The sequence below is a fragment of the Gordonia sp. UBA7860 genome, from assembly GCF_002500165.1.
Lineage (GTDB): Bacteria > Actinomycetota > Actinomycetes > Mycobacteriales > Mycobacteriaceae > Gordonia > Gordonia sputi.
On record NZ_DLSO01000015.1, the window covers coordinates 40,508 to 43,228 of the forward strand.

Annotated in this window: 3 protein-coding genes and 1 pseudogene; all 4 read right to left on the bottom strand. The window is 66.3% G+C overall.

Annotated features, from left to right (window positions below; all coding sequences use genetic code 11):
• Positions 1–97: 97 nt before the first annotated feature.
• Complete coding sequence (gene pcaC / locus B3T59_RS02450; protein WP_267625667.1) at positions 98–466, bottom strand: 4-carboxymuconolactone decarboxylase; 369 nt, start codon at positions 464–466, stop codon at positions 98–100.
• On the bottom strand, positions 463–1,701 hold the full coding sequence (locus B3T59_RS02455) for a lyase family protein (RefSeq protein ID WP_287001406.1): 1,239 nt from the start codon (positions 1,699–1,701) through the stop codon (positions 463–465). The genes pcaC and B3T59_RS02455 overlap by 4 nt, the downstream gene beginning before the upstream one ends.
• Positions 1,698–2,249, bottom strand: coding sequence for a protocatechuate 3,4-dioxygenase subunit alpha (gene pcaG / locus B3T59_RS02460; protein ID WP_287001407.1), 552 nt, complete (start codon positions 2,247–2,249; stop codon positions 1,698–1,700). Before pcaG ends, B3T59_RS02455 begins: the two co-directional genes overlap by 4 nt.
• A pseudogene (locus B3T59_RS02465) lies at positions 2,246–2,721 on the bottom strand (protocatechuate 3,4-dioxygenase subunit beta); the annotation flags it as partial. The pseudogene B3T59_RS02465 and the gene pcaG, both read right to left, overlap by 4 nt.

The following is a 2,721-nucleotide window of genomic DNA, read 5'->3' on the forward strand; positions in this document are numbered from 1 at the left end:
ACCAGCGGTAAGGGCTCGACCGGCGGGGTGGTCTCGACAAGCTCGACCAGCGACTGAGGGCTCGACCAGCGGTTGGGACTCGACCAGCGGCGTTGGGCTAGCCCTCTTCCGCGAACGTCTGCTGCGCGATGCGGAAGGCCGTATTGGCGTCGGGCACACCGCAATAGATGGCCGACTGCATGATGACCTCCTTGATCTCGTCCAGGGTCAGTCCGTTGCGGCGGGCGGCGCGCAGGTGCATCGCGAGTTCTTCGTGGTGTCCGCGGGCGATGAGCGCGGTCAGCGTGATCATCGAGCGGCTGCGGCGGTCGAGGCCGGGGCGCGTCCAGATGGTGCCCCACGCGTATTCGGTGATGAACTCCTGGAACTCACGCGTCAGATCGGTTGCGGCAGCGGTCGCGCGGTCGACGTGGGCGTCGCCGAGCACCTCGCGTCGTACTGTCATGCCGTCGTCGTAGCGGCTCATCGGGGCCTCTCTGCTAGTCGGGTCCGGGTCAGCTCTTGTGCTCTGCGCAGCGTCGCGTCGACGAGAAGTGGTGCGACGCCGAGATTGTGACCACTCGGTTCGTGGCCGGCGAGCTCGGCCATCGATCGTTGCTCCGACAACACCGAAGTCCCGGCGGCCGATAGGTTGAACGCCATCGCGTCCGCATGAACGTTGAGATTGCGTACCAGGTCCGTGGTCTGTGATGCCGCTACTACGCTACGTCGCAGCAGTGTTCGCAGGGTTGCCCATTCCGCGTGCCAGCCGCCGGGTGTGCGCTCGTCCACGGCGTCGGCCGACGCGAGCTGCAACGTCGACGCCAGCGCGGGAGCGGTCAGTGCGGCGCGTCGAATCAGCACCGACAGTACGGGATTGGCTTTGTGTGGCATCGTCGACGACCCGCCGCCCGCACCCTCGGTGACCTCACCGATCTCCGACCTGCTCAGCGTGAGAACGTCGTTGGCGATGTGACTCCACGACGACGTCGCGGTGGTTGCCGCGGCCGCGAAGCGGGTGAACGGGGTACGTACGACGTGCCAAGGCGATGCTGCGTCGAGGTCGAGAGAGTGTGCGGCGCTCCGTGTCACCGCCAGCGCGGTCTCCTGCGAATTCTGTTGTGTGGCAGCTAGTTCGACGAGAGCCGACAACGTGCCCGCAGCACCACCGAACTGGGCGGGGAACTGCAGTCCCGAGGTTTCGTCGTACGCGTCCAGTACGCCGTCGAGCCAGTGCGCGACCTTCATCCCGAAAGTCGACGGCACCGCCTGCTGGGTCAGCGTCCGAGCGATCTGCGGGGTCTCCCGGTGTGTGTCGGCGAGGTCGCTGAGCACATCGATCTGAGTGAGCAACTCGGCAGTGACGTGAGTGAAGGCGCGTCGTGATTCGAGGACAAGCGCGGCGTCGACGACGTCCTGGCTCGTCATGCCGCGGTGGAGCCACCTCGCAGCTGTGGGACTCAGGCCCTTGCGGAGCGCCGAGACGAGCGGGATGACCGGGCTGCCTCCGGCCTCGGCGTCGGCCGAGAGCTGATCCACATCGAGATTAGCTGCAGCAGAGCCCAATTGGTCGACGGAGACCATGGCGTCTGCCGGTGCCACCCCGTGTTCGACGAGGGCGCGAGACCACGCCGACTCCACGCGCAGCATCGCGTCGCGGATGGCGGCGTCGGTGAAAAGGTCTCCGGCCCGGTGGTCGCCGGGCCACAACAGATCGCTCACGACTTCCAGTGTTGCAGGAACACCGTCTCCGAATCGCCCTGTAGGTGAATGTCGAAGCGGTATCCGGTGTCGTCCGGGACCGCGATCAGTGTCGCCCGACGACCGGCATCAACACCCGAGAGCACGGCGTCGTCGTCGAGATTTTGGTGGCCAGGTACGTAGGCGCGGGTGAGCAGCCGGTCGAGCAGGCCGCGAGCAAAGACGCAGACCGCGAAGAACGGCGCCTCGCCGGGACGCGTCGCGCCCGGTGTGACGGTGCTGAACGAATAGTGGCCCGCCCGATCGGTTTTCGCGCGACCCCAGCCGGTGAAGGTGAAGCCGTCGCGCCGCAGGGAACCGGGGGCGGTCGGGATGCTGCCGTCGGTGTCGGCTTGGCGGATCTCGATCAGGGCGTCGGGAATCGGCATGCCGTTGCCGTCGAACACAGTGCCGTGCAGACGAATTCGATCGGGATGACCTGATGGAACGAGTTCGTTGTCGCCCGGGTAGGGCAGGGCGTAGTGGAAGAACGGTCCGACCGTCTGGCCGGGTGTTGGGGCGAGGCTCATTCTGCTTCCTCCATCGGGGTGCGCGCGCTACCGGTGAGCACGATGTCCCAGCGGTATCCGGTGCACCATTCGTGCTGCGTCAGGTCGTGGTCGTAGTTGGCAACGAGTCGGGCGCGCGCGGCGGGGTCGACGATCGACTGGTAAATCGGGTCTAGGTCGAACAGCGGGTCGCCGGGGAAGTACATCTGGGTGACCAGTCGTTGCGTGAAATCGGTTCCGAACAGCGAGAAGTGGATGTGCGCGGGCCGCCACGCATTGTGGTGGTTCTTCCACGGGTACGGTCCGGGCTTGATGGTGGTGAAGTGGTAGTTGCCCTCGTTGTCAGTGAGGCAGCGGCCGACTCCGGTGAAGTTGGGGTCGATGGGCGCATGATGCTGGTCGCGCTTGTGGATGTAGCGCCCGGCGGCGTTGGCCTGCCAGATCTCCACCAATTGGTTGCGCACCGGACGGCCGTCGGCGTCGAGCACGCGCC